This is a genomic window from Jeotgalibacillus sp. 10bf12 (assembly GCF_055597105.1).
Genome location: NZ_CP200276.1, coordinates 3331933 through 3357806, shown reverse-complemented (window position 1 = coordinate 3357806; position 25874 = coordinate 3331933). Strand labels below are relative to the sequence as shown.

The following is a 25874-nucleotide window of genomic DNA, read 5'->3' as shown; positions in this document are numbered from 1 at the left end:
TTACGACTATTAACGAAGTCTTTAATTTAATACTTTAAAATTTAGATCTCTGATATTCTCTTGGTACTTTTGTTCTTACAAATATCGGTTTAATAACTTTCTTGGCTTGAGGATATTTATATTCTTTATTTTCAATAGAACCCTTTCTAAATAATTCAAATATAATTTCTCTTAACGTTTTCACAACTTATCACCTCCTATATCAAAAATATAAAATAACTATATCGATTTTTAATAAATAAATCACTTTGACTATTGCTGGATATAGGGTGATCTCGATTAATACGATCTATATTCATAGTAGAAGAACGCCTATTTTTATTTAATTTTGCAATATTGCTTAACATATATAATATTTAAAATAATAAAAATATTATATATGTGTTCAGCTTTAATTTCTGTAAACTATTCTATTTGTAATTCTGACCGTAAACTTCTCAATAAATAAACCGATATAAAAACTAAAACCATAAGGAGCTGAAAATCAATGAACAGGGTTGGAGAGGCAGCGGGCAGTTCATCTATTCAGGAGAGTAAGTTTAGTTCTTTAAACGTACAGCGGGGGTCACATGAGCCGGAGGCGAGTTCGATTCAGCAGAAGGTTCATCGTGAAGAGCCTTTAAGTCAGGCAGAGATTTTAAAGGCTGTTCAGGGGTTGAATGATTTTTTGAAGCCGACAAACTCTCATTTAAAGTTTGAGTTCCATGAGGACCTTGGGGAGTATTACGTAACAGTTGTAGATGAGGTGACGAAGGAAATTATTAAAGAGATTCCTTCTAAGAAACTGCTAGACTCTTATGCAGCGATGACTGAATTTATTGGGCTGATGGTGGATCGAAAAGTGTAAGGAGTGAGATAAATGCGTATTGGTGGATTAGCAAGTGGAATGGATATTGATTCGATTGTAAAAAATTTAATGCAGGCAGAGCGTATGCCATTGCAGAAGCTGCAGCAGGACAAGCAGCGTCTTGAGTGGCAGCGTGATGATTATAGAACGATTAATACGATGATGATGGATTTTAGAAGTACACTGACACAGATGAAGCTGTCATCTTCATTCAGAGCAAATTCAGTCAGTTCTTCAAACGACGCTTTAATTACTGCGACAGCGTCATCTGCTGCTCAGCAGGGTTCTTATTCAATCAGCAGAGTGGACAAGCTGGCGAAGGCTGAAACATGGGTATCTGGAACGGTTAATAATCTTGATCCGACAAAGACTATGGGCGATCAGGCTTCAACAGGTATTACATGGTCTTCAGGTGCAATTGGCAGCCAGACGTTAAAAGGTAACAATACTGATAAGCTCCAGCTTGCTCTAAACGGTAGTGAGATTAAGACTGCTGAACTGAATAATATGAAGGTTAAAGTGAATGGTGAAGTATTTGAAGTGATCAGTGATCCTGCCAACTTAACTGCAGGTGAAAATCAGGTAGCTATCTTATCTTCAGGCGAACTGACTTTCAGTAAAACACTGGATACCAATGCGAACGTGAAAGTAGATTATATTGCAAATAATCATAATCGTGATATAAAACTTGCTTCAGGTGCAGATACGTTCAACATTGGCAGAAAAATGATCAATGAGAACGGCTTTAATCTGCAGGTAGGAACAAGCAATTATCAGCTGAATGCAGATGTTTCAGATCGAACGAATGTATCATTGATGGACGGTGGGACAGCTGTCGGCAGCATTAATCTGGATACAGGTGAAGTGAAACTGAATTCTGCCGTGACTGCTGAAACAGATGTGAAAGCAACTTTTCAGCAAAATTACTCAAGTATGGCAATGACTTCACATACAAGTAAAGGCGAAGTAAGAGAGAGCTTTCTTTTTGATTCTTCTCAGACGCTGAATCAGGTGTTTAATCAGGTAAATACAAGCAGCCTTGGTGTATCTATGTTCATGGATTCATTTACAAACAAGATCTCCGTTATGAGAACTGAAACTGGTGATTTTAACGGTGGTGCAGCAAATATTTCATTTGAAGCTGGTTTTGCAACAAATATTCTCCAGCTTGGTGTAAATGGAGAGAGAAAAGTTGCCGCGGAGAATGCGAAGTTCACTGTAAATGGACTTGAAACGGAAAGACCGACAAATACGTTTTCTATGAATGGTGTAACTTTTACATTAAAAGATGAGTTCACTACAGGTCCGCCTGTATCAATGAACGTAAATAATGATAGTAATAAAGTATTTGACAACATCAAAGAATTCGTTGAAAAGTACAATACGCTGATTGAAGCTGTAAATAAAAAAGCAACTGAAGAACGCTTCCGTGATTTTAATCCACTTTCAGATGAAGAACGAGAAGCACTGACGGATAAACAGCAGGAGCAATTCGAGGAAAAAGCAAGAAGCGGTCTATTAAGACGTGACCCTATTTTAACAGGGGCGCTTTCTACTATGAGAATGGACTTCTACTCTCCGGTATCCAATGACCAGACAAATCCTGCTTTCAACCAACTTGCAGCGATCGGGATCACAACAACTGCTAATTTCCGTGAAGGTGGTAAGCTTGAGATTAATGAAGCTAAGCTGAAGGAAGCGTTGAGTAATGATCCGGAAGCAGTAGAGAACCTGTTTAGAAGTGGATCGGATGCGACTGACAAAAGTGCTAAAGGAATTCTTCATCGTTTAACTGATTCGGTAAATGTCACGATGGATCAATTCCGTCAGAAAGCAGGTAACCAGTTTTCAACGAACCAGCAGTTCTCAATCGGTCGGAATCTTAATGATGTTGATGACAGAATCAAGCGTTTTGAAGACCGGATGATCCAGGTGGAAGACCGTTATTGGAGACAGTTCACAGCCATGGAAAAAGCAATTCAGCAGGCGAACAATCAATCAGCCTATCTGATGCAGCAATTTAATTCAGGATTTTAAACATAGAGGAGTGGCAGCATGGTAAGAAATCCACAGCAGGCATATGCAAATAATCAGGTGAACACAGCTTCACCAGGCGAACTGACATTAATGCTTTATAATGGTTGTCTCAAGTTTATTAAACAGGGACAGCTGGCGATTGAGCAGAATAATATTGAACAGAAGAATATCAATATCCAAAAAGCACAGGCGATTTTACGCGAGCTTTCTGTGACGCTTAAAACAGAGCAGGCAGTCGCGAAAAACATGCTGGCGCTATATGATTTTTTGATCAGCCGTTTGATGGAAGCAAACGTGAAGGGCAGCACTGAAATTCTGGATGAAGTCGCAGGATTTGTCGTTGAATTTCGTGATGTCTGGAAACAGGTCATCCAGGAAAACCGCAAACTGCAGCAGGTTGGAGCAGGCGGAACGGTTTAATGAGTCTTGAAATGTGTTATGAACTAACTAAGGCGCTTTATACAGTTGTGCAGTCTGATCAGGAACGTGACGTGAAAATCGATCAGATAGAAAAGCTGTTAGCTAAAAGAGAAAGCATCCTGAAAGATGTGAAGGTTCCTGAGACAGCTGATGAAAAGAAGCTTGCCACTGATATAATGACCTGGAATCAGAAAATCGACGCTACGATGCAGGAATTGCGTTTAGAGATCCAGAAGGATATTAAAGACACAGGTCATAAGAAAAAGTCTGCTGCGAAGTACAATCATCCGTACGCAGAGTCAGAAACTACAGATGGTGTGTTTTACGATAAGAGAAATTAAATGAGTCCTGAGGCTGATCCCTCAGGGTTTTTCTGTTAGGAGAGGTTTGTATGGATGAGAGATTCAGAGAAGTTGTGGTTAGAACAAAAGAATTAGGTGAGACAGTAGTTGAGGCGCTTGAGCATACGCAGCGATTAATTAATGAGGGTCAATTTGAACAATCGGTGTATATGTTTGAAGAAGCAATGAAGGGATACGCGCAGATTGAAGCTGCGATTAAGCCTGCTGCGCCGGCAGAGCTGGTTGTTCATTTTGACCAGGTAGTGAAGGTGGCGAACCAGATCGTTGCTGCTTATTCAGAGCAGGCGTTTGAGCAGGTGAAAGAGATGCTGCAGATGTCGATGATTCCGGCGTTTAAGAAGCTGGATCATGCGATTGTGGACACGTACAAGGATTATTTAACACAGTAAGGGGGAGTTTCTGTGGATATAGCAGCTTTATCAATAGGATTGAGTCATGGCAAGATGAAGCAGGATGCATCGTTTTCAATGATGAAAAAAACAATGAACCATGCAGAGCAGAATGCAGCGTCGATGATTCAGATGCTGAACAGTTCTCAGGTGAAGGCCGTTCAGCATGCTGCACAGCCTCATTTAGGCGGGCATATTGATGTGAGTGGTTGAGTGATGGGCATCTCTTTGGGAGGTGTCTTTTTATTTTTGAAGTGAAGGTATGCTCCTGTTCAGTATTTTTTATTAGCACTATTAAAAATCATACTTTTTACCCGATAATAATGTTGTATAAACATATCATGGGGGTTAAGTATTATGAGAATCCGTGGGAAATTAGTGGTGTCTTACCTGCTGATCGTAGCTATGCTGTTGTCACTGGCTGCAGTCAGTCTTTTATCTTTAAAAGAAGTTAGTCTCAATGGAGAGATGATGTATGAAAATCGTCTGAAGCCGTTATCGATTACTGCGGATTTGATGAAGCTGACGGAAAATACACGTGTACAAATGACTGCTGCTGTTGTACAGGAGAGTCCCCGCTTAACTGATGCTGCAATCAATAATGCAGAAGAAGTTGATCGTCTTGTGGAGGAACTCTGGGCGACAAATCCCGGAGAGCAGACTGCAGGGTATTTAACACGGTTCGAAGAGAATTGGCGTGTGTTTTGGGAGTCTGCAGAGACAGTCATCGCAGATGTTGAAACAGGTGATTATGAAGAAGCAGCAGGTGGCATTGGATCGTCAGGTACACTGTTTGCTATGGCGCAGTCAGATTTAAATGATTTAAAGGCACGTTCAATAGAGGTGGCTGACAGTCTGAATCAGGATAATCAGTCTATATATCAGGAAAATCGTATTTTTATTTACAGCATTGCAAGCATTGCTTTAATTGCTGCGATTGCAATCGGTATATTTATGGGACAATCAATTGGCGGCCCGCTCAAACGTGTAGCTTCCCGGATGGAACGGGTTTCTGAAGGTGATCTCACCCGTGAACCACTCGTCACTAAACGAAAAGATGAAATCGGAACGCTCGTAGCTGCGACTAATCAAATGCAGGAAGATCTGAAAACAGTTGTAAGCAAAATTGCGGTAGCGACTGAAAATGTATCTGCCCAAAGTGAGGAGCTCACGCAGTCTGCAAATGAAGTGCGTGAAGGCAGCGAGCAGATTGCAGTAACGATGCAGGAGCTTGCTTCCGGATCTGAAGCGCAGGCAACAAATGCAGGCGCACTTTCTGAAACGATGGAAGAATTCTCAGGAAAGATCCAGGATACAACACAGCGCAGTGAAGACATTTCAAGCCGTTCACATGACGTCGTTACCAGTGCTGAAGAAGGCTCACAAATGATGGAATCCTCAATCCAGCAGATGATGGTGATTGATCAGGTGATGACTGAAGCAGTGGGTAAAGTGCGCGGGCTGGATCATCAGACAAATGAAATTTCAAAGCTCGTCGGTGTGATCCGTGAAATTGCTGAGCAGACCAACCTTTTAGCGTTAAATGCAGCGATTGAAGCAGCACGTGCTGGCGAACAGGGGAAAGGCTTTGCAGTCGTTGCTGATGAAGTTCGCAAGCTTGCAGAGCAGGTGGCCAATTCTGTGAATGATATCACCGGCTTTGTAAAGGGAATACAAACTGAGTCCCGTAGCGTGGTAAGTTCACTTGAGCAGGGATATGAAGAAGTAAATGAAGGTACAAAACAGATCGCTGTAACTGGTGAGCGATTCAACGAAATTAACGGATCTATCAGAGACATGATTCAGATGGTGGATCAGATTGCTGAAAATCTGCAGGATATCTCTGAAGGCAGCCAGTCCATGAATGCATCCATTCAGGAGATTGCCTCGATTTCACAGCAATCAGCAGCCGGAGTCGAAGAGACAGCCGCATCAAGCGAGCAGTCACTCAGCACAATGGAGACGATATCTGCAAGTGCAGATGAGCTTGCGGGGCTTGCTGAAGAACTGGCTGGTGAGGTTCGGAAATTTAAATTGAATGCTTGATCTAGAACCCGGGGCCTGGGGAGCTCCGGGTTTTTGTGTTTTTGGTGGAGAAGGGGTTTACCGTTTGAGTAACACGTGTGACCGGTTGAGGCAGTGATACATACCAGGTGAGTAGCTGGTGAACCCCAAATCGAAATGTTTGAACACCTGTTTGGATGGGGTATCACCTGCGCCTTTTTTCCAGTTCCCTCCTATTCCGAATTTCGAAATAGTCTGGTAAAGTAAATGAAAAATACTTAGGGGTGGGTGTTTTGATCCAGCGCTTGAAGAAATATAATACGCTGCGCAATCAGATTCTCGTTGTTTTTCTGATTGTCATGGTGATTGTGTTAGCGTTTGTGGCGGTCTCAACATATTATTTTGGTGGACAGATTTTACGTGATAATGCAGAGCGTCAGTTGAAGCAGACAGCTGTTCAGGCATCGGGGAAAACTGATACGTTGTATGATCAGGTAGATCTTCTTACAACACAGGTGGCGACGAATCAGTCGATCCAGCAGCTGCTAACCCGTTTGTATGATGGGGAGGAAGCAACTTTCCAGCAGCGGCAGTCGCTTTTGACGATCGGGAATACGTTTCAGGCATATTCAGATGGAATTCAGTCTTTTGAGATGTACAGTGCTGAGAATGAGCGGCTGTTTCCGCTTGATGATACATATTTGTATGACCGGGTTGCGCCATACTGGGTTGTTCGTGCTGATTATGAACAGGGACGCCAGATTTGGGTGGGGCAGGATCCTCAGTATTCGAACTCGCTGCTTGCGATTAGAAGGATCAGTCTGATTGAACGCAGCTTTGCAAGTGGTGGCTATCTAGTAATCAGAATTGATCCGAATTATTTCAGGTTCTCTGATGGCGGAAGCACTGAAGATCATGATATGAAAGTGCTGGCTGATTCAAATGATAATGTCATTACGACAAATACAGATTTCGCTGCAGCAGTCCTTGATCAGGAGGGGAAGCAGCGGGTTACGCTGAATGGGGAGGAGCATATTCTCGTTCAGGAAACGTCACCTGTGACTGGATGGACGACGTATATTGCAACACCGATGAATGCACTTGCTTCAGGTGCAAGTGTGCTGGGACTGATTATTTTATTGTCGGCAATACTTGGGATGATTATTTTTATTTCAGCATCATACGGTTTTTCTACAGTGATCACTAAGCCAATTTTCAAACTGACTGAAACAATGAAGAAAGCGCGTGAAGGTCAGCTTCAGAAAAATAAAATTAACTCTTCAAGCATTGAAATTAATGAATTGAATCAGACGTATAATCAGATGGTTGAACAGACGAATCATTTGATACAGGTCGTTTATGAAAAAGAATTGATTCAGAACCGGGCAGAATTGAAAGCGCTTCAGGCGCAGATCAATCCACATTTCCTTTTCAATACACTGAATGCACTGTACTGGCTGTTAGAGGAAAAAGATGAGAGTGAGCTGGCTGAACATGTCGTGACGATGTCTGAGCTGTTCAGGTATACGATTGCAAACGGGAAGCGGAAAAATGAGTGGGTGACGCTTCAGGATGAGCTTGAGCATGCGGAGCGGTATATGTCTGTCATGAAAATGAGGTTTGGTGAACGTCTGAAGTGGAAGATTATTTTACCGGACCAGACGAAATCGATTCAGATTCCAAAGCTGATGATCCAGCCGCTCGTTGAAAATGCAATTATGCATGGCATTGAAGGCAAGGTGAATCCTGGTGAAATTAAAATTGAGGTGGCGGAAGTAGAGCATGATCGTGTCATCGTCATGGTGAGTGATGATGGTCCCGGGATGTCTGATGAATTACTGAATCAGGTAACAGAAGCGATGAATGCTGAAGGCATCTCGTCTAAAAAAGGGAATGGTGTTGCACTCGCCAATGTGCACCACAGACTGCTGCTCCACTTTGCAGGACATGAAACGGGCGGACTGCAGATCGAAAGTGTGGAAGGTAAGGGAACGATGGTGTTCTTTGAACTGCCTTATTACGAATCAAAGGGTGAGCGTTTTGGATAAAGAACGGACAATTTTAATCGTGGATGATGAGGAAACAACGCTGAGAGGACTGACAAAATCACTTGAAGTCTGGGCAGATGGCAGATTTAAAATCCGCTCAGCTGCATCAGCTGGGGAAGCACTCCGGACGGCACAGAATGAAAAAATTCATGTGCTGGTGACTGATATTTGTATGCCTGAAATGACAGGACTTGAACTCATTGAAGAAATTCAGCAGCTTGGACAGCAGCCTGTGTCACTCATTCTATCAGGACATTCAGAATTTGAATTTGCACAGGCTGCGATCAGGCTCGGTGTTTTGAATTATCTTGTAAAACCGGTTCAGAAGAAAAAACTGATCCAGTCTGTTGAAGAAGCAATCGAAAAGGAGTTTACCCAGGAGAGGGCTGGCATTATGCAAAAAGCAGCTGATCATTCACTGGCCGATATTGAGCAGGATCAAAAACAGATGTCCTCACCCGTTCAGGCCGGTAAAGATTATATAGATATGCATATGGACAGACAGATGACGCTCAAAGAAGTAGCGGAGCATGTACACTTAAATCCCAGTTATTTCAGCGTCATTTTTAAAGAGCAGACAGGTCTCACATTCAGTGAATATGTCACGAGAAAGAGAATTCAAAAGGCGAAGCAACTGCTTTTGACAACGACCATCCCAGTTGCTGATATAGCTGAAACGGCAGGCTATCAGACGGCAAAATATTTTAATAAGATTTTCAAAGAGTATGAGGGGCTGACGCCGGGACAGTTTAGACGAAATCATAACTAACTGAAAATTTGATCTAATCAAAGTGGAATTTTCCCCAATCAGTGTGACCTACCGGCATGATTTTTCCGGTGCTACACTTAAGTCAGCTTCAAACAAACAAAAGGGGGAACACATTACATGAAAAAGAAAGCGTTATCATTTTCTGCGGCTGCAATGACAGCAGCGCTGATCATGGCTGGTTGTTCATCGGGGGAAGAAGCAAGCGGTACAGCAGGGGATAGCGAGAAGGTTGTGAAGTTCATGCACCTCTGGCCATCAGGCAGCTCTAAGCAGCACAATATGATTGCTTCGGACATCATCGCTGAATATGAGGAAGCAAATCCAGGTGTCACAATTGAAACTGAAGTGCTCGAAAATGAGCAATATAAAAATAAAATCAAAGTTCTTTCATCATCAAATGATCTGCCGGACGTAGGGGTAACATGGGCAGCAGGGTATCTGCAGCCGTTTGTGGAAGGTGAATTGTTTGCACCGCTTGATGATGTACTTGGTGACGGACTTCAGGACCAATTCGTCACAGGTACAACTGAAGCGTATGCAATTGATAATCAGACATACGGACTGCCGCTCGAACTGAATATTGCACCTGTTTATTACAACAAAGCGATTTTTGAAGAGCACGGCATCGAAGTACCTGAAACATATGACGAATTTAAAGAAGTTGTTGAAAAGCTTGAAGCAGCAGGTGTTGCACCAATCGCACTTGGCAATAAGGACCGCTGGACAGGATCACTGTGGTATATGTATTTAGCTGACCGCTTCGGAGGCCCTGAAGTGCTGACACAGGCGATCAACCGTGAAGGCACCTTTGAAGACCCTGCACTTGAGCAGGCTGCAGAAGAAATTCAGTGGCTTGTAGATGCAAATGCATTTAACAAAGGCTTTAATGGACTTTCAAATGATGAAGGTAAATCAGAATTTATGAATGGCAACGCCGGCATGTATCTGATGGGTACATGGGAGCTGCCAAACTATACTACAAATGAAGACGTACCACAGGAATTCCGGGACAGCATCGGGTTCTTCAAGTTTCCTGAAGTTGACGGCGGAGCAGGCGATATCGACAGCTGGGTTGGCGGACCTGGTGTAGGATTATTTGTCTCTGAAAACTCTGAAGTGCAGGATGAGGCAAAAGAATTCGTTAAGTTCTTCGTTGAAAAATGGGGTGAGCGTTCTGTAACGGATGCGGGCGTGATCCCTGCAACAGTCGTTGATACAGAAGCAGTTGACCTGCCTGATATGTACATTGACGTACTTGATGAACTGGGAAATGCAAGCAACCTGACACTATTTGCTGATGTGCAGATGAGTGCAGGTGTTGCAGAAACGCACCTGAATCTGATCCAGTCACTGTATGGTAAAGAAGTAACACCTGAAGACTTTGTCAAACAGCACGAAGAAGCGCTCGCCGCCGAGTAAGCTTCCTGCTGACCATAAGAAGAGACATATCACCATTTTGGGTATGTCTTTTCTTTTACGCAAAATTTGGGTTTTTGACGACAATCCGGCCTTATTTTGAGTAAAAAGTTATACACCGCTCGACACCATGAAAGGAATGATTCAGATGGATCAGGCTTTATCAAGTAAAAAAATCATTGCCCTTTATCTGGCGCCTGGCCTGCTTTTACTCCTTGCGCTCGTCTACATCCCGATTTTTCAGACCGGCTATTTCGGCTTAATGAACTGGAACGGGATTGGGGAGATGACCTTTATTGGTCTGGAAAATTACACATTACTGATCAGGGATGCAGCGTTTTGGGACAGTGCCTGGCACTCACTGCTGCTGGCTGTCTTTTCAGCACTGAGCCTGATCGGCTACCTGCTGATTTCACTCGTGCTCGCAGGCAAAATTAAAGGTGCGAATTTCCTGAGAAAAATTTATCTCGTCCCGATGCTTCTCGCTTCAGTTGCGATTGCCCAGCTCTGGATGAAAATTTATCACCCGACAAATGGAATTCTAAACACATTGTTAATTTCAATTGGTATTGAAAATCCGCCGGCGTGGCTTGCTGAACCATCACTCGCTTTGTTTGCGATCTTTATCCCGATCATCTGGCAGTACGCTGGCTTTTATATTCTGATCTATTATGCAGCGCTGAAAAATATTCCGGAATCACTTGTTGAGTCCGCAAAAATTGACGGCGCAAGTGCCTGGGATATTGCATGGAAAATCAAAGTGCCGCTGATCATGAACGTGATTAAAGTAACGATCGTGCTTGCGGTAGTTGGTTCACTAAAATACTTTGATCTCATTTATGTGATGACAAACGGCGGGCCAAACGGTGCAAGTGAAGTCATGGCATCGTATATGTACAGTCAGGCGTTCAGCCGTTTTGACTTCGGTTATGCAAGTGCCATCGGATTTTTTCTGCTTGTGATCTGCCTGTTGATTACGTGGCTGATCAGAAAAGTAACTGTATCAGATGAAGATATTCAATATTAAGGAGGCTGCTTTATGCGAAATGAAGCATTAACTGAAAAACAATCCGCATTAGCACGCCAAAAAGCTGCGGAACAAAGTAAAGGGAAGGTCAGACATACAATCAGCATGACGCTGCTTTATATCGTGCTTACGATTGTCGGCGTGTTTCAGATCTTCCCGCTCGTATGGCTCGTTTTGTTTTCACTGAAAAATAATCAGGAAGTATTTGAACTTTCACCATTTGCACTGCCTGCAACACCAAGGTGGGAGAACTATATCAGAGTCTGGACGGAAGGAAACATCAGTCAGTATTTTTTCAACAGCGTTCTGTATACAGGTTCAGCGGTTATACTGACGATTTTATTCGCGAGTATGGCGACATTTGCACTGACAAGAATGAAGTGGAAAAAGAGCAGCCTGTTTCTTGGACTCTTCATGGTCGGGCTGATGATTCCGGTTCACTCGACATTGATTCCGCTCTTTAACACATTTTCTAATCTGGACCTGATCAACCATCCGCTTTCAATTATCCTGACGTACACGGCATTTAACCTCCCGATCACGATCATGATTCTCTACGGATTCTATCAGGTGCTGCCGCGTGAAGTTGAAGAAGCAGCAGTTATGGACGGGGCTTCTGTACACAGAATCTTTTTCCAGATCACACTTCCGATGACAGCACCCGTGATTGCAACAGCGGCGATTATCAACATGATTTATAACTGGAACGAATTCGTTTTTATCAACACCTTTATCAGCGCAGATCAGTTCAAAACACTGACAGTCGGTATTCAGAACTTTATCGGCCAGTACTCAACAGACTGGGGTGCGATCGGTGCCACGCTCGTAATTAGTATACTTCCGATTTTAATCGCATTTATTTTCCTGAGTGACCGGATTGTTGAAGGGATTTCGGCGGGTTCTGTTAAGGGGTAGTGTAGAGCCGGGACAGACCCGCCTCTGCGATGTAGACCCGGGTCTGTCCCGGCTCTATATTCCCATCAACTCAAACCACACATACATAACAAGAAAGGATGACCCACATGAATCAATTTTTCAACGCACATCATTCACCAATTGGCGCATTTTCAAGCTTTACACTTGGATTTCCCGGCGCTGGCGGAGGCCTCGATGTAGAACTCGGACGTTCGCCTGCCCAAAACGTTTATATTGGCCTTGAATCTGCAGATCAGAAAGGTCATTACGATGCTTTTCCATTTTTCCACCAGCTGACTGAAGAGGAAAGCAAGCGATATGACATTGAAAATATGGACCCTGATCCTGATAAACCAAAAATCCTGCATCAGTATGCCGAAGATGATGTGACACGTGATTTTAAACTAGGTACTGACACTTTTAAAGCAGGTGATATGACGCTCACGATTTATTCAAAAGCTGAAGGCGTACCGGATCCTGATCAGGCAAGCGCTGATGAAATGAAACTGGTCGTTGTACCAAGTGTAATTGCGACCCTGACGATCGATAATACAAAAGGCAGCCGCACACGAAGAGCTTTTTTTGGCTACCAGGGAACTGACGCTTACACGTCTGTCAGGAAGCTTGATGACACGATGGATGCAAAGGGCTTTGGCCAGGGGACATTTACTGCAGTCACGACGCAAAATCCTGACGCTTTTTCCGCAATGCATTTCAGTCTTGAAAATATACTGACTGATCCGCATAAGGAAAACTGGGCGTTTGGCTTAGGGACTGTAGGGACACTCATTATTGATGTGCCTGCAGGTGAGAAGGAGACGCTTGATGTTGTGATCAGTTTTTACAGGGACGGCAATATTACAGCCGGAATGAAGAGCAGCTACTACTATACAAAGCTATTTGACTCAATTGAAGAAGTAGCCGCTTATTCACACGATCATTTTGAAGAGCTGAAGGAGCGCTCAGTCGCAGCCAATCAACTGACTGATTCGGAAAACCTGTCAGACGATCAGCGCTTTATGATGAATCATGCGATCAGAAGTTATTACGGCAGTACACAATTTTTAGAGCAGGACGGCAAACCTTTATGGGTAGTGAATGAAGGTGAATACCGCATGATGAATACATTTGACCTGACAGTGGATCAGCTGTTTTTCGAAATGAAGATGAATCCATGGACGGTTAAAAATGAGCTGGATTTATTCATTGAGCTTTACAGCTATCGAGATGAAGTGAGGTTCCCGGGAGAAGAGAAAACGTATCCTGGCGGTATTAGTTTTACACATGACATGGGTGTTGCCAATACATTTTCAAGACCGGGTTATTCATCATATGAGCTGTATGGCATTGACGGCTGCTTCTCGCATATGACACATGAGCAGCTTGTGAACTGGATTCTGACAGCGGCTGTTTATGTAAAGCAGTCAGGTGACAATGAGTGGCTTAAGCAAAATGAAGAGGTCGTAAAAGACTGTCTTGAAAGTCTCATGAACCGTGATCATCCGGAGCCGTCAAAACGCAACGGCATTATGGCGCTTGATTCTTCAAGAACAATGGGTGGCGCTGAGATCACGACTTACGACAGCCTGGACGTATCACTCGGTCAGGCAAGAAATAATCTGTACCTTGCAGGAAAAACGTGGGCGTCTTATCTGGCACTTGAGCAAATGCTGACTGATCTCGGTGATAGTGACTATGCTAAACAGGCATACAGCCAGGCCGGAAAGGCAGCCGATACAATGGTGTATTTTGCAACGGAAGATGGCTATATTCCGGCAGTCATGGGTGAAAACAACGATTCGAAAATCATCCCGGCGATTGAAGGTCTTATTTTCCCATACGTACTTGGAATCGAAAAAGCGCTTGATGAGGAAGGTCCATTTAAACACTATTTAAAAGCACTTCACACTCATTATGATGCAGTTCTGAAAAAAGGCATCTGCCTGTTTGATGACAACGGCTGGAAGCTTTCATCGACAAGCGGCAACTCATGGCTCAGTAAAATTTATCTGTGTCAGTTTATTGCCCGGGAAATTATGGGGAAAAATGTCGATTCCTCAGCAGATGCTGCGCATGTAAAATGGCTGACGCATCCTGAGCTGTCATTCTGGAGCTGGAGTGACCAGATTATTAACGGGGAAATTGCCGGCAGTAAATATTATCCGCGCGGCGTGACAAGTATTTTATGGCTTGAAGAATCTAAAGGAGATGAGGTTCATGGAAAAGACCATGAACGGGCTGTACACACTATGTGAATGGATTTCAAAAGGCGCATGGCTGAACCTGATCTGGCTCGGCTATCTGATCGCAGGGTTTGGATTAACAGCTGTGCCGACAGCGATTGCTGCATTCACTATCATCAGAAAATGGCTGCGCGGAGAAGCAGACTTGAAAATCTGGAGAGCGTTCCACACAGCGTTTATCACATCCTGTATTAAGTCATGGAAGCCAATGCTTCTGTTTACGGGAATTCTGATTTTACTGGTAACACAAATTGCATTTTTTATGTTCAATGGAGGTGCCCACCCAATACAGTTTGTTGCAACTGTTCTTTTCATCACACTGACCGCTGGCGTCACGCTATATCTCTTTCCGATATGGGTCCACTATGAGCTCAGCTTTTTACAAATGGTTAAACAGGCTGCGCTTATTGCAATGATCAGTCCGCTTCACACCTTATTGATGGTATTCAGTGCAGCAGCACTCATTCTTTTATTTGCTGCCATGCCGGCACTATTTCCATTTTTCGGACTCGTCACTTTCGCAGTGGCCTTTATGGTGCCAGCCTATCACCGCTTTATTCAGATCAGCAGGAAAAAGGAGGCGCTTCAAACTGGAATGGTTTCCTGATGCAGTTCAAATTAAGAATCAGCATTTAACAGCTGTCATTATCCCATCTGAAGGTGCCAACCTGATGTCTTTAAAAAGAGGAGCAACTGAGATTTTAAGGGCACCAACTGATCAGACAGCTTACTTAAAAAGAAAAGTGTTATTCGGCACACCCGTATTGTTTCCACCCAACCGAATAGAAGATGGAACATTCAGCTTTAACGGTACCAGCTATCAGCTGCCGTTAAATGAACCTGAATTAAATAATCATATTCACGGTTTCGTTATTGAGCGTCCTTTTCATGTAAAAAGTCAGTCTGAGTCATCACTGTCAGTCGTCTTTGACAGTGAAGACTATCCTGACATTTCAAAAGGCTTTCCACACCATTTTCAGGTGGAACTCTATTTTGAACTGAAGGGTGAATCATTGATCAAGCGCTGCCGGATCAGTAATCTGAGTGAAAGAGAGATGCCTGCGGGATTTGGGTGGCATACAAGTTTTATATTTGATGCGGCTACTGATATTTTTCGGGCATCAGTGGATGAACAGTGGGAGCTGAATGACAGAAATCTTCCGACTGGTCAGAGAAGCATTGCACATCTGCCAGCGTCACTTGAGGGTGTCATGCTGGATGATGCGTTTACGGATAACGGTGAGCGAACGGCTTCTATCGTTAGACCAAAGGATCAGCTAAGGATTGATTATCAAGTATCTGACAATGTAACCAACTGGGTGATCTTCCATGAAGTTAAAGGATTTATCTGCCCGGAGCCATACACCTGGATCACCAACGCACCACATTTACCAAACGATCCTGCAGCAGGCTTCAGGGCTATTAAACCCGGAGAAGTGTTAAGTATTGAAGCCACGATAGACATCAGATCATTAGAGGAGGAAATCAAATGACACATTTTAATGAAGGAAAGATTCAATTTGAGGGAGCGGGTTCTAAAAATCCGATGGCGTTTAAATATTATCAAGCTGATGAAACGGTAAACGGGAAGTCAATGGCTGAGTGGATGCGCTTTTCAGTCGCTTACTGGCATACGTTCACAGCTGACGGTACAGATCCGTTCGGTGCACCGACGATGATCCGCTCATGGGACCGTTACAGCGGAATGGACCTTGCAAAAGCGCGCGTGGAGGCTGCTTTTGAGTTTTTTGAAAAGCTTGGTGTGCCATACTTCTGCTTCCATGATGTTGACGTTGCACCTGAAGGCGATTCACTGAAGGAATCATTTAAAAACTTTGATGAAATTGCTGATATGATTGAGTCATATATGACCACTTCCCAAACAAAGCTTTTATGGAATACAGCGAACCTGTTCACTCATCCACGCTACGTTCACGGCGGGGCAACAACGAACAATGCTGACGTCTTTGCCTATGCGGCTGCCCAGGTGAAAAAAGGGCTTGATACAGCGAAGAAGCTCGGGGCTGAGAACTATGTGTTCTGGGGCGGACGTGAAGGATATGAAACGCTATTGAATACAGATATGAAGCTTGAAATGGATAACATGGCGCGCTTCTTCCATTTAGCAGTCGATTACGCGAAAGAGATTGGCTACACAGGGCAGTTCCTGATCGAGCCAAAGCCAAAAGAGCCTACAAAGCATCAGTATGATTTTGATGTGGCAACAAGCCTGTCATTCATGCAGAAATATGACCTGACTGATCACTTCAAGTTTAATATTGAAGCCAATCACGCAACACTTGCAGGTCACACATTTGAGCATGAGCTGCGCTTAGCCAGAATTAACGGGATGCTCGGGTCGGTTGATGCGAACCAGGGTGATACGCTGCTTGGCTGGGATACAGATGAATTCCCGACTGACCTTTACGCTGCAACACTTGCAATGGTTGAGATCTTTCAAAACGGCGGACTTGGTTCAGGTGGACTGAACTTTGATGCAAAAGTGAGACGTGCTTCATTTGCACAGGAGGATCTGCTTGAAGCACATATCGCAGGGATGGACAGCTTTGCAATCGGGGCAAAGGTAGCAGCCAAAATGATTGAAGATCGCGTGTTTGAAAATGTTCTTGAAAACCGCTATAAATCATTTACAGAAGGCGTCGGGCTGGATATTGTAAATGGAAAGGCCGATCTGACATCACTTGAGCAGTATGCACTGTCACTCGGTGAAATCAAAAATGAATCTGGCAGACAGGAGCGTCTGAAGGGGCTGCTGAACCAGTACCTGCTTGAAACATTGTCAGAAGTACGCGTGTAAGATGATCCCCCGGGCAGATTGGTCCGGGGGATTTACATATTAACCACATTCAGAGGAGGAAACAGAATGAGCTATGTTGTTGGAGTGGACTTGGGTACAAGTGCAGTGAAAGTACTGTTGGTAAACCGTCAAGGAAGCGTTTTAAAGGAAGCTTCAAGAGAATACCCTGTGATCAACACGCAATCAGGCTATAGTGAGCAGCATCCGGAAGACTGGGTGAGTGGAACTTTTCAGGCTTTAAGGGAAATCACTTCATCACTTGAGGCAGGAGAGCAGATTGATGGGATCAGCTTTGCAGGGCAGATGCACGGGTTAGTGATGGTGGATGTGCAGGGTCAAGTGATCCGTCCGGCAATTTTATGGAATGATACACGCACAACGACAGAGTGTCAGGAAATCGTGGATACGCTTGGGGAGAAAAGACTGTTTGAACTGACTAAAAACCCTGCACTTGAGGGCTTTACCTTGCCCAAAATGCTATGGGTGAAAAAGCATGAGCCTGAAAACTGGCAAAGACTTCATCAGTTTATGCTGCCAAAAGATTACGTCAGGTACCGTATGACCGGTGAAATGGCAATGGACCTGTCAGATGCTGCCGGTACGCTTTTATTAAATGTGGAAAAAGGTGAATGGAGTAATGAAGTGCTTGAGGCATTTCATATAGAAGAAAGGCGGTGTCCGAAACTGCTGTTTTCAACTGATCAGGCAGGTGAACTGCTGCCTGAGGTGATAACTGAAACAGGACTGGACGCTTCTGTAAAAGTATTTGCAGGCGGAGCTGATAATGCGTGCGGTGCGATTGGAGCAGGCGTTTTAAAAGAAGGTCTCAGCATGTGCAGCATTGGCACGTCAGGTGTTGTCCTGTCATTTGAGAAAAGAGGAGACCTGGATTTTGACGGGAAAGTCCATTACTTCAACCATGGTGTGCCTGGTGCTTATTATACAATGGGTGTGACGCTTGCTGCGGGAGACAGTCTTTCATGGTACAGAAAAAACTTTGCGCCAGATCTGTCGTTTGACGAGCTGGTGCAGGAAGCCTCACTGACACCACCAGGAGCTGAAGGGCTGCTGTTCACTCCTTATATTTCAGGAGAACGTACGCCACATGCAGATGCTGCTGTACGGGGCAGTTTTATCGGTATGGATAGACGTCATACGCGAGGTCACTTTACACGTGCAGTCCTAGAAGGCATTACGTTTTCGTTGAATGAATCACTTAGTATTTTCAGAGATGGAGGTAAAGTCATTGATCAGATCGTTTCGATTGGAGGAGGAGCGAAAAGTAATTTCTGGCTTCAGCTTCAGGCAGATATCTTTGATGCAGAAATTGTGAAACTGAATTCCGAGCAGGGACCGGGAATGGGTGCTGCAATGATTGCTGCAGTAGGGTCAGACTGGTTCACTGATTTCAGTGAGTGTGCAAACCGTTTTCTGGCTGCAGGGACAGTTGTGGAACCAAATGTGGAAAATAAAGAATTTTACAAAAGTTTGTTTTCTATCTATCAACAGGTGTACAATCAAACTAAAGAATTAAGTCGAATGCTGAATGATGTTAAGGAGCGTGTTGTGAGATGAAATACCGTCAGTTAGGCAATACAGAACTCAGTGTAAGTGAACTCAGCTTCGGAACGTGGGCAATCGGTGGTGCATGGGGTAAGTCAGATGATCAGGAAGCGCTGCGTTCGCTGCATTATGCAATTGACCGGGGAGTGAATTTCTTTGATACGGCAGATGTGTATGGTGATGGCCATAGTGAAGAGCTTTTAGCCAAGGCGACGAAGGGTCAGGAGTCGAGTATTCATATCGCTACAAAATTTTGCCGTGCAGGTGATATTCATCATCCAAAAACATATGAAATGCCACAGGTTGAAGCTTATCTGGATGGCAGTCTGAAGCGTCTTGAGCGGGAGCGGGTTGATTTGTATCAGATTCACTGTCCGCCAAAGGAAATTTTAGAGGATGGCAGCGTGTTTGGCGTGCTTGATCAGCTTCAGGAAAAGGGGAAAATCCGTCATTACGGTGTCAGTGTTGAAACAGTTGAAGAAGGGCTGATCTGTCTGCAGAATCCGAACGTCAAAAGTCTTCAGGTGATTTTTAACATTTTCCGTCAGAAGCCTTTAGAAGAGCTGTTTATTGAAGCGAAGAAAAAAGGGATCGGCATTATTACACGCCTTCCGCTTGCAAGTGGACTGCTGACGAATAAATTCAGTCTGGATCATGAATTCGAAGAGGATGATCACCGCAGATTCAATGAAAACGGTGAACAGTTTAATGTTGGAGAAACCTTTGCAGGACTTGGTTTTAAAAAGGGTGTTGAACTGACGAAAGAGCTTGAATGGATCATTGAAGGAAGAGAAAATATGGCACGTGCAGCACTACGGTTTATTTTAGATCAGGATGAAGTGACGTGTGCGATTCCTGGCTTTAAAAACCAGTCTCAGATTCAGGAAAACCTTCAGTCGCTCAATACCCCTTCGTTTACAAAACATGAATTAAATGTGCTTCATGATTTTTACGTAAAAGAGGTTCATCCGCACATCCGCGGTGCATATTAAGGAAGCATCCGATTGTGGCACAATCCAGTTTTTACCGCAACATTTTCGACAAAAAATTAAAAAATCTTTTACGATTAAGAAGGAGAAAGCAAGGGTAGAGAAGAAATAGGTAGTATAGCTTTTAAGATTCAAAGGAGGAGTTCACATGTTGAATTATAATATCAGAGGCGAGAATATTGAGGTAACTCCAGCAATCCGCGAATATGTGGAGAAAAAAATCGATAAGCTAGAGCGCTATTTCAACGATACACCTGATGCGAACGTGCATGTTAATCTAAAGGTGTATAACGATAAGCAGACAAAGGCAGAGGTTACAATCCCGATGCCAAGACTGACTCTTCGTGCAGAAGAGCGTCATGAAGATCTGTACGCTGCTGTTGACTTGATCCTAGACAAGCTTGAGCGTCAGATTCGTAAGCACAAAACAAAAGTAAATCGTAAATTCCGTGAAAAAACAAATGAGCCGGAATTTTTCGCTACAACGGTTGACGCGGAAAATGGTATTGAAGAACTTGAGCCGGTAAAGGTTCCTGACGACGGCGACGAAAGCGAATTCGACATCGTGCGTACAAAAACATTTAACCTGAAACCAATGGACAGCGAAGAAGCTGTTCTTCAGATGAATATGCTCGGCCATAACTTCTACGTCTTCACTGACGCTGATTCTAACGGTACACATATCGTCTACAAGCGTAAAGACGGGAAGTACGGTTTGATTGAAACTGAAGCTTGATTAATAAAGAGGCGTCCTTCGGGGCGTCTTTTTTGGTTTAGGGTGTAACGCAGGACGTGGCGTACAACGGATCTGTGCAACTTTGGCAGAAAATGAGGCAACTCTAGCGTGGAAAGCGACAAGGAACCGGGTGTATCGCTACAACTCCGGCAGCAACTGCTACATCCTGAACGAAAACACAGACAAATGTAGCATTTTCCTCTTCATGCACTTCGGTAATAGTCTTTCAGTTTCTTAAAGGCATGAAGAAGTTGTAGTGAAAGTTCAAATGTATTTACATAAATTTTATAGGAGGATTTACATGACAAACAAAGTAGCACTCGTAACCGGCGCTTCAAGAGGCCTTGGGGAAAGTATGGCGGTAAAGCTTGCTGAGGCCGGTTTTAAGGTTGTTATTAATTACAACAGTAATCATGAAAAAGCTGAATCGATTGTTCAGCGTATCAAGAATGCCGGCGGGGAGGCGGTCGCGATTTCAGCGGATGTGACAAATGAAGGTGCAGTTAAAAAGCTGATCGCTGATTCGGTTGAGGCTTTCGGACAGCCGGTTGAGATTCTAGTCAATAACGCAACCGGTCCACAGCCTGAACTGTCACTTGAAGAAGTCACGTGGGAAGATTACCTTGACCAGCTTCACTTTACCGCAAAAGCACCGTTACTTCTTTTAAAAGAAGTGATGCCTGGCATGAAGAAAAATCAGTGGGGACGGGTGATTAATATTGGCAGTGAGGTAGTGGAAATCGGTAATCCTGAATTCTCAAACTACGTCACAGCGAAATCGGCAGTGATCGGAATGACACGCTCATGGGCTAATGAATTAGGCAAATACAATATCACTGTCAATGCCGTTCATCCCGGTTTTATACCAGTTGAGCGTCACGGTGAAGTCACAGAGGAAAGTGCGAGCGGCTACCTCCGGGACGTTCCATTGAACAGGCTGGGGAAGCCTGATGAGATTGCAAATATGGTCCGCTTTTTAGCGAGTGAGGAAGCGAGCTTTATAACAGGGCAGAATATGAATGTGAATGGCGGAAGGACGTTCGGGGTTTAGGGTTGAATGCAACACCCTGGGTGGGAACACCGACAACTTCCCGCGTGCACCACGACAACTTTAGCAAAAATATTAGCAATCCAGCTGAAATTCACTGCCGCTTTCCTGCACAAAATCACCTCCTTTTTGCGTTCTGCCGCCCCCATGTTACAATAATGGGTGATTATTTTAAAAAGGAAGTGCCGAAATGCAGGAAATTGGACGTAATGAACCATGCCCATGTGGCAGTGGTAAGAAATATAAAAAATGCTGTGAAAATAAAGTAGTAAATATTGAAACGTTATTAGTGAAAGAGCAGATGGATATTCAGCTTGGCTTTTTAAATGAAGCGATGGCGCCTAAGCAGTCTTCATTTAAAAAGGATTATGAATATGTGCTTCAGGACGTACAGGAAGTCTTCAATGAACCTCAATTCCTGACTGTATTTCTGACATATATTTTCGGACTGCACGGGCAGCCGTCAAGCTGGGAGCAGTTCCTGGATGAGCGCACGCCTTCAGTTGAACGTCCGCGCCTGAAGGAATTGCTTGAAAACTGGCAGCAGCCAAAGCCTGTTGTAGCTGAAGTAACTGAAATGGAAGAGATGACGCGTAAAGTGAGCATGAAAGATCTAGTATCTGGTGAAACATATGAAGTAACCATTCCGGACTTTCATTCATGGGCACCGATTGATTACCTATTTACACTGCTTCTTCCATTTGAAGATAAGTGGGTACCATACGGATTTATGTTCCCTTCCGTTTACACGAAAAGTGAGGCAGCAGCGCTTAAATCACGCGTTGAGAAGCTGACTGAAGACCGCAGTGAATGGGTTTCAACTGAAGGTGTCGTGGAAGTCATCCGTGCACTAGTCGGCCGCGAGCAGGCAGCTGAAAATGGTGAGTGGATTGAACAGATGACTGAACCCCTTTCATCGGATCAGCAAAAAGAAGCCATCCACGAGCTGAAAGCTTTCTGGGATCAGCGTGATGAAGACCTGTCACTATTTGCCTGCCATATCGCATCTGCTTATTTTGCAGAGCACGGAGCAAAAGTGAGAAAGCCTGCAACATACCTTGCCACTTTCACGTATCTGATGGCGCAGCACGCGACAGAAACGCCAATGACGCAGAAAGAAGCAGGAGAAGCGTTTGACGTAACGGCTTCAAGTGTGTCTTCAGCAGCGCGTAAGGTTGAAGAGTGGTTTGTTGGAGAGCTTGAGGAATTGAAGAAGGAATCTTAATATGAGACGCCGGATGCTTAGCTTTGAGCAGCCGGCGTTTTTTTGTTGTGGTGTAGTGTGGCAGATGACGGCGCCACTACCGTCGACTTTACTGTTACGACCATCGGATCGGCTGTCACTACCATCAACCCGGGTGTATCCTACCGTCGCAAGCCACAATACGACCGTCAACGTTCTGAACTACATGAAAAGTTATGATCCTACCTTTTTCTCAACAAAACTAGAATTTTCCCTCAATTTAGACTATAATAAAACGCATTGGTTCGTATTTCGAAATAAAAGGAGCATACATAGATGACAACAGATTACTTATACCATCCATTTGCATCACAGCGTAACACCGTATTCGCAAAGCGCGGGATGGTGGCGACGAGTCAGCCGCTTGCTGCACAGGCAGGACTTGAGATTTTACAGGAGGGTGGCAACGCCATTGATGCTGCGATTGCAACAGCTGCGGCACTCACTGTCGTAGAGCCGACTTCAAACGGGATCGGCGGCGATGCGTTCGCACTTGTGTGGACGAAAGGAAAATTGCATGGACTGAATGCAAGCGGTCCTGCACCACAGTCTATTTCAATAGAAGAAATGAAGAAACGCGACTATGAAAAGATGCCTGTATTTGGCGTAGAGCCGGTGACTGTGCCGGGTGTGCCTGCTGCATGGGCAGAGCTATCTGAAAAGCATGGAAAACTTCCTTTTGAAAAGCTGATGGCACCTGCGATCCGTTTAGCTGAAGAGGGCTACCCGGTATCCCCAATTCTCGGGAAGTACTGGAAGTCTGCTGCTGAGAAATTCAAGGAAATTTTCAAAGATGACGTTTATAAATCATGGTTCGATACGTTCACACCTGATGGCCGTGCACCTGAGATTGGTGAGATGTGGTCGTCAAAAGGACATGCTGAGACGCTAAAAGATATTGCTGAAACAAAGTCAGAAAGCTTTTACAGTGGACAGTTAGCTGATAAAATTGATGCTTATATGAAGGAGCATGGCGGTTATTTATCAAAAGAAGATCTTGCAGCATTCAAGCCTGAATGGGTGGAGCCGGTGTCAGTGAATTACCGCGGCTATGATGTGTGGGAAATCCCGCCAAACGGCCAGGGGATGATTGCACTAATGGCATTGAATATTGCGCAGGGCTTTGAGTTTGATGAATTCCAGAGTGCAGATACATATCACAAACAGATTGAAGCGATGAAGCTTGCGTTTACAGATGGAAAAGCATTCATTACAGAGCCTGCAGATATGCCGATCTCGACTGAGGAGCTTTTATCAAAAGAGTATGCGGATAAGCGCCGCGGAGTCATTGGTGAAAAAGCGATGGATCCGGAGCCGATGGAGCTTCCTAAGGGTGGCACGGTTTATCTGGCGGCTGCTGATGATGAAGGCAATATGATTTCATATATTCAGAGTAACTATATGGGATTCGGTTCAGGGGTTGTCGTGCCTGGTACCGGTATTGGTCTGCAGAACAGAGGGCATGATTTCAGCCTTGATGCTGAACACCCGAATGCATTGAAGCCTGGTAAACGGACGTATCATACGATTATTCCTGGATTCCTTACGAAAGACGGAGAAGCAGTTGGTCCGTTTGGCGTGATGGGTGGTTATATGCAGCCGCAGGGTCATTTCCAGGTGGCAGTGAATACGATTGATTTCCATTTGAATCCGCAGGCAGCACTTGATGCGCCGAGATGGCAGTGGATGAATGGAAAGACGGTTCATGTGGAGCCGCACTTCCCGAACCATTTAGCTCAGGCGCTTGTACGAAAAGGACATACGATTCAGGTAACAACAGACGGCGGATCTTTCGGGCGCGGACAGATTATCTGGCGTGACCCGGAGACTGGCGTGTTAAAAGGCGGGACAGAATCCCGTACAGACGGACAAATTGCAGCGTGGTGATGAAGATTGGCTAATAATAAACAGGGCGGTCTGTTCATGGGTTTTTTCAGAGTCGGCATCTTCGGCTTTGGGGGCGGACCGTCATCGATTCCACTCGTTCATAAAGAAGTAGTGGAGCATTATAAATGGATGAGTGATGAAGAATTTTCAGATGTACTGGCGCTCGGCAATGCGATGCCGGGGCCGATTGCAACAAAAATGGCAGGCTATATCGGCTACCGTGTCGGCGGCATACTCGGCATGATTAACGCAGTATTTGCAACAACTTTCCCCTCTGTCGTTGCGATGATTGTGATGCTGATGGCGCTCAACGCATACCGTGATGTTGCCTGGGTAAATGGCATGTCACAGGCGGTTGTGCCGGTAGTTGGCGTACTGCTCGCGGTCTTAACATGGGATTTTGTCAAGAAATCTAAAAATGCATTTGGCTGGGGTATTGCGATCGCTTTGATTATCGGAAGCTTTGTGCTGCTTGAAATCGCAGGTCTGCATCCGGCGATTCTCATTTTGGGAATCCTGCTGTATGCGCTGATCTTCGGCGGGAAGCGGGGTGCTAAAGCATGATTTACTGGGAAATCTTTTTAGCGTTTTTTATACCCGGAATCCTGGGTTATGGCGGCGGTCCGGCATCTATACCGCTTGTTGAAAATGAAGTCGTTGACCGCTTCGGCTGGATGACGACACAGGAATTTTCAGAGGTGCTTGCGCTTGGAAACTCACTGCCTGGTCCGATCGCAACGAAAATGGCAGGTTATATCGGCTATGCGGAAGGCGGGATTTTAGGAGCCGGCGTTGCACTTTTCGCAACGATTGCCCCTTCGCTAATCCTGATGATTGTCCTGCTTGGTCTGATCATGAAATACAAGGATTCACCCCGCGTGAAAAAAATGTCTACGCTCGTTCGACCGACAATCGCTGTCCTGTTAGGTGTGATGACATGGGGGTTTTTTGCGGATGCAATTGAAGCTACAGGGACCATTCAAACGATCGTACTTGCAGTGATCAGCTTTGTGCTGCTTGAGCGCTTTAAGGTACACCCTGCATTTGTCATTGCAGGCGCACTGGTTTACGGAGCGGTTTTCTTAGGGTAAATATAAGCAACTTGATATGAGG

At 44.5% G+C, this 25874-nt stretch carries 25 protein-coding genes; 24 read left to right on the top strand and 1 reads right to left on the bottom strand.

Annotation, left to right across the window (positions count from 1 at the left end; translation table 11 throughout):
- Positions 1-34: 34 nt before the first annotated feature.
- The gene (locus DH10bf12_RS17575; protein ID WP_471736505.1) at positions 35-184 is read right to left on the bottom strand and encodes a hypothetical protein; all 150 of its coding nucleotides are present in this window, start codon (positions 182-184) and stop codon (positions 35-37) included.
- A 303-nt stretch (positions 185-487) separates the two neighbouring features.
- Here DH10bf12_RS17575 and flaG point away from each other — a divergent pair, with 303 nt between their 5' ends.
- The 24 genes from flaG to DH10bf12_RS17455 all read left to right on the top strand — a co-directional run bounded on the left by flaG (position 488) and on the right by DH10bf12_RS17455 (position 25852).
- A complete protein-coding gene (flaG, locus tag DH10bf12_RS17570) occupies positions 488-847 on the top strand; it encodes a flagellar protein FlaG (RefSeq protein WP_471736504.1) in 360 nt (119 codons plus the stop codon).
- A 12-nt stretch (positions 848-859) separates the two neighbouring features.
- On the top strand, positions 860-2884 hold the full coding sequence (gene fliD, locus DH10bf12_RS17565; RefSeq protein ID WP_471736503.1) for a flagellar filament capping protein FliD: 2025 nt from the start codon (positions 860-862) through the stop codon (positions 2882-2884).
- 18 nt (positions 2885-2902) lie between these two features.
- Complete coding sequence (gene fliS / locus DH10bf12_RS17560; RefSeq protein WP_471736502.1) at positions 2903-3304, top strand: flagellar export chaperone FliS; 402 nt, start codon at positions 2903-2905, stop codon at positions 3302-3304.
- Complete coding sequence (gene fliT, locus DH10bf12_RS17555; RefSeq protein WP_471736501.1) at positions 3304-3645, top strand: flagellar protein FliT; 342 nt, start codon at positions 3304-3306, stop codon at positions 3643-3645. Before fliS ends, fliT begins: the two co-directional genes overlap by 1 nt.
- A gap of 50 nt (positions 3646-3695) precedes the next feature.
- A complete protein-coding gene (locus DH10bf12_RS17550; protein ID WP_471736500.1) occupies positions 3696-4055 on the top strand; it encodes a DUF8042 domain-containing protein in 360 nt (119 codons plus the stop codon).
- A gap of 12 nt (positions 4056-4067) precedes the next feature.
- Positions 4068-4268 (top strand): YjfB family protein, encoded by a 201-nt coding sequence (locus DH10bf12_RS17545; RefSeq protein ID WP_471736499.1) that lies wholly within the window; start codon positions 4068-4070, stop codon positions 4266-4268.
- A 144-nt stretch (positions 4269-4412) separates the two neighbouring features.
- Entirely contained in the window at positions 4413-6101 is a 1689-nt protein-coding gene (locus DH10bf12_RS17540) for a methyl-accepting chemotaxis protein (protein WP_471736498.1), read from the top strand.
- Positions 6102-6352: 251 nt separating this feature from the next.
- Positions 6353-8107, top strand: a complete 1755-nt coding sequence (locus tag DH10bf12_RS17535) for a sensor histidine kinase (protein ID WP_471736497.1) — start codon at positions 6353-6355, stop codon at positions 8105-8107.
- On the top strand, positions 8100-8876 hold the full coding sequence (locus DH10bf12_RS17530) for a response regulator transcription factor (protein ID WP_471736496.1): 777 nt from the start codon (positions 8100-8102) through the stop codon (positions 8874-8876). The genes DH10bf12_RS17535 and DH10bf12_RS17530 overlap by 8 nt, the downstream gene beginning before the upstream one ends.
- 117 nt (positions 8877-8993) lie before the next feature.
- Complete coding sequence (locus DH10bf12_RS17525; RefSeq protein WP_471736495.1) at positions 8994-10295, top strand: extracellular solute-binding protein; 1302 nt, start codon at positions 8994-8996, stop codon at positions 10293-10295.
- Positions 10296-10440: 145 nt separating this feature from the next.
- Positions 10441-11319: a carbohydrate ABC transporter permease gene (locus DH10bf12_RS17520; protein WP_471736494.1), complete on the top strand. Its 879-nt coding sequence runs from the start codon at positions 10441-10443 to the stop codon at positions 11317-11319.
- Positions 11320-11424: 105 nt separating this feature from the next.
- Positions 11425-12234: a carbohydrate ABC transporter permease gene (locus DH10bf12_RS17515; RefSeq protein ID WP_471738267.1), complete on the top strand. Its 810-nt coding sequence runs from the start codon at positions 11425-11427 to the stop codon at positions 12232-12234.
- Positions 12235-12341: 107 nt separating this feature from the next.
- Positions 12342-14489 (top strand): glycoside hydrolase family 52 protein, encoded by a 2148-nt coding sequence (locus DH10bf12_RS17510; protein ID WP_471736493.1) that lies wholly within the window; start codon positions 12342-12344, stop codon positions 14487-14489.
- The gene (locus DH10bf12_RS17505) at positions 14452-15084 is read left to right on the top strand and encodes a YesL family protein (RefSeq protein WP_471736492.1); all 633 of its coding nucleotides are present in this window, start codon (positions 14452-14454) and stop codon (positions 15082-15084) included. The genes DH10bf12_RS17510 and DH10bf12_RS17505 overlap by 38 nt, the downstream gene beginning before the upstream one ends.
- Positions 15023-15970, top strand: a complete 948-nt coding sequence (locus tag DH10bf12_RS17500) for an aldose epimerase family protein (protein ID WP_471738266.1) — start codon at positions 15023-15025, stop codon at positions 15968-15970. The genes DH10bf12_RS17505 and DH10bf12_RS17500 overlap by 62 nt, the downstream gene beginning before the upstream one ends.
- On the top strand, positions 15967-17295 hold the full coding sequence (gene xylA / locus DH10bf12_RS17495) for a xylose isomerase (RefSeq protein WP_471736491.1): 1329 nt from the start codon (positions 15967-15969) through the stop codon (positions 17293-17295). The genes DH10bf12_RS17500 and xylA overlap by 4 nt, the downstream gene beginning before the upstream one ends.
- A gap of 66 nt (positions 17296-17361) precedes the next feature.
- Positions 17362-18870, top strand: a complete 1509-nt coding sequence (gene xylB / locus DH10bf12_RS17490) for a xylulokinase (RefSeq protein ID WP_471736490.1) — start codon at positions 17362-17364, stop codon at positions 18868-18870.
- On the top strand, positions 18867-19850 hold the full coding sequence (locus DH10bf12_RS17485) for an aldo/keto reductase (RefSeq protein WP_471736489.1): 984 nt from the start codon (positions 18867-18869) through the stop codon (positions 19848-19850). Before xylB ends, DH10bf12_RS17485 begins: the two co-directional genes overlap by 4 nt.
- A 145-nt stretch (positions 19851-19995) precedes the next feature.
- A complete protein-coding gene (hpf, locus tag DH10bf12_RS17480; RefSeq protein ID WP_471736488.1) occupies positions 19996-20583 on the top strand; it encodes a ribosome hibernation-promoting factor, HPF/YfiA family in 588 nt (195 codons plus the stop codon).
- A 301-nt stretch (positions 20584-20884) separates the two neighbouring features.
- A complete protein-coding gene (locus DH10bf12_RS17475) occupies positions 20885-21634 on the top strand; it encodes an SDR family NAD(P)-dependent oxidoreductase (protein ID WP_471736487.1) in 750 nt (249 codons plus the stop codon).
- Positions 21635-21821: 187 nt separating this feature from the next.
- Positions 21822-22856, top strand: a complete 1035-nt coding sequence (locus DH10bf12_RS17470; RefSeq protein WP_471736486.1) for a YecA family protein — start codon at positions 21822-21824, stop codon at positions 22854-22856.
- A 294-nt stretch (positions 22857-23150) separates the two neighbouring features.
- Complete coding sequence (locus tag DH10bf12_RS17465; RefSeq protein ID WP_471736485.1) at positions 23151-24761, top strand: gamma-glutamyltransferase family protein; 1611 nt, start codon at positions 23151-23153, stop codon at positions 24759-24761.
- A 36-nt stretch (positions 24762-24797) separates the two neighbouring features.
- Positions 24798-25325, top strand: a complete 528-nt coding sequence (locus DH10bf12_RS17460) for a chromate transporter (RefSeq protein WP_471738265.1) — start codon at positions 24798-24800, stop codon at positions 25323-25325.
- Entirely contained in the window at positions 25322-25852 is a 531-nt protein-coding gene (locus tag DH10bf12_RS17455; RefSeq protein ID WP_471736484.1) for a chromate transporter, read from the top strand. The genes DH10bf12_RS17460 and DH10bf12_RS17455 overlap by 4 nt, the downstream gene beginning before the upstream one ends.
- The last annotated feature ends 22 nt before the right edge of the window (positions 25853-25874 follow it).

Excerpts from the sequence above, each read along its gene's own strand:
- hpf (WP_471736488.1), top strand. The coding sequence starts at position 19,996 with ATGTTGAATTATAATATCAGAGGCGAGAATATTGAGGTAACTCCAGCA.
- DH10bf12_RS17485 (WP_471736489.1), top strand. The coding sequence starts at position 18,867 with ATGAAATACCGTCAGTTAGGCAATACAGAACTCAGTGTAAGTGAACTC.
- DH10bf12_RS17505 (WP_471736492.1), top strand. The coding sequence starts at position 14,452 with ATGGAAAAGACCATGAACGGGCTGTACACACTATGTGAATGGATTTCA.
- DH10bf12_RS17515 (WP_471738267.1), top strand. The coding sequence starts at position 11,425 with ATGACGCTGCTTTATATCGTGCTTACGATTGTCGGCGTGTTTCAGATC.
- DH10bf12_RS17510 (WP_471736493.1), top strand. The coding sequence starts at position 12,342 with ATGAATCAATTTTTCAACGCACATCATTCACCAATTGGCGCATTTTCA.
- flaG (WP_471736504.1), top strand. The coding sequence starts at position 488 with ATGAACAGGGTTGGAGAGGCAGCGGGCAGTTCATCTATTCAGGAGAGT.
- DH10bf12_RS17465 (WP_471736485.1), top strand. The coding sequence starts at position 23,151 with ATGACAACAGATTACTTATACCATCCATTTGCATCACAGCGTAACACC.
- DH10bf12_RS17475 (WP_471736487.1), top strand. The coding sequence starts at position 20,885 with ATGACAAACAAAGTAGCACTCGTAACCGGCGCTTCAAGAGGCCTTGGG.
- DH10bf12_RS17520 (WP_471736494.1), top strand. The coding sequence starts at position 10,441 with ATGGATCAGGCTTTATCAAGTAAAAAAATCATTGCCCTTTATCTGGCG.
- xylA (WP_471736491.1), top strand. The coding sequence starts at position 15,967 with ATGACACATTTTAATGAAGGAAAGATTCAATTTGAGGGAGCGGGTTCT.
- fliT (WP_471736501.1), top strand. The coding sequence starts at position 3,304 with ATGAGTCTTGAAATGTGTTATGAACTAACTAAGGCGCTTTATACAGTT.
- xylB (WP_471736490.1), top strand. The coding sequence starts at position 17,362 with ATGAGCTATGTTGTTGGAGTGGACTTGGGTACAAGTGCAGTGAAAGTA.
- DH10bf12_RS17550 (WP_471736500.1), top strand. The coding sequence starts at position 3,696 with ATGGATGAGAGATTCAGAGAAGTTGTGGTTAGAACAAAAGAATTAGGT.
- DH10bf12_RS17460 (WP_471738265.1), top strand. The coding sequence starts at position 24,798 with ATGGGTTTTTTCAGAGTCGGCATCTTCGGCTTTGGGGGCGGACCGTCA.
- DH10bf12_RS17540 (WP_471736498.1), top strand. The coding sequence starts at position 4,413 with ATGAGAATCCGTGGGAAATTAGTGGTGTCTTACCTGCTGATCGTAGCT.
- fliD (WP_471736503.1), top strand. The coding sequence starts at position 860 with ATGCGTATTGGTGGATTAGCAAGTGGAATGGATATTGATTCGATTGTA.
- fliS (WP_471736502.1), top strand. The coding sequence starts at position 2,903 with ATGGTAAGAAATCCACAGCAGGCATATGCAAATAATCAGGTGAACACA.
- DH10bf12_RS17455 (WP_471736484.1), top strand. The coding sequence starts at position 25,322 with ATGATTTACTGGGAAATCTTTTTAGCGTTTTTTATACCCGGAATCCTG.
- DH10bf12_RS17525 (WP_471736495.1), top strand. The coding sequence starts at position 8,994 with ATGAAAAAGAAAGCGTTATCATTTTCTGCGGCTGCAATGACAGCAGCG.
- DH10bf12_RS17470 (WP_471736486.1), top strand. The coding sequence starts at position 21,822 with ATGCAGGAAATTGGACGTAATGAACCATGCCCATGTGGCAGTGGTAAG.